The organism is Arthrobacter sp. 10T419 (assembly GCF_056394105.1).
Map to the genome: position 1 here is coordinate 1 of NZ_JBFTHF010000021.1, position 1,089 is coordinate 1,089.

1 pseudogene is annotated in these 1,089 nt (G+C 56.7%); it reads right to left on the reverse strand.

The window, feature by feature from the left end:
• Nucleotides 1-1,089, reverse strand: a pseudogene (locus AC1DBD_RS17665) (IS3 family transposase); the annotation flags it as partial.

A 1,089-nucleotide genomic window follows, 5' to 3' on the forward strand; every position in this document is an offset into this window, starting at 1 on the left:
GACTTTAGGATGCCGAAGAAGCTCTCCATGGCAGCGTTGTCGAGGCAGTTACCTTTGCGCGACATACTGGGACGGACACTGCGCTGCTTGAGCATCGATCGATAGGACGCCATTTGGTATTGCCAGCCCTGATCCGAATGCAGGATCGGTCGGTCCTTGGGGCCGAGTCGAGCAAACGCCTTCTTGAGCATTTTGCTTACCATCTCGAACAACGGACGCCTGGCCATCTCGTATGCGACGATCTCGCCGTTATGCAGGTCCAGCACCGGCGAGAGGTATAGCTTCTCGCCGGCGACGCTAAATTCGGTCACATCGGTTACCCATTTCTGATTCGGACGCCCGGCGTGGAACTGCCGTTGCAACACGTTGGGCGCAACTCGGCCCACCGCACCTTTGTAAGAACGGTATTTCTTTGGCCGGACGAGAGACTTCAGGCCCATGGCTTTCATCAGGCGCTGAACCGTCTTGTGGTTGACTATCAATTCCGCTTTCCGAAGCGCCGCCGTAATGCGGCGGTAGCCGTAGCGACCTTTGTGCTGCGCAAACAGCTCACGGATTCTTGCCTTCAGTTCCGCATACCTGTCCTGCGCCTGAAGTACTGTTTGCTGATAGTAGAAGGTGCTTCGTGCCAGGCCTGCGACCTTCAACAGCCCCGCCAATGGATACTGCCGCCTTAGCTCAAGCACTATTTGCGCTTTTTGGGTTGCGCAGATTTCTTGTTCGCTTGAACTAAGGCGTCGAGTTTTTTTAGGTAGGCGTTCTCCATGCGCAGGTAGTTCAGCTCGTCAATGAGCTCCTCGCGCGTGCGCGTGCGATCACCAGATGGCTTCGGTGGCTTTGCTTTGGGAGTGGGTGGCGACATCTTCCTGGGACGCCCTTTTGGGCGCGATGACAAGGCCTCTATACCCCCTGCATCATACTGGCGTTCCCAAATGCCAATCGCACCGAAGTTGCGAATATCGAACCATGCTGCGACTTCGCGATGCGACAACCGCTGGCTTCGCATCCGCTTCAGCACGGCAAGCTTGAACTCGGCGCTGTAGTGCGTGTACTTCCGTTTGATGCTCGCCGCGCCATGCAGGCGGTATC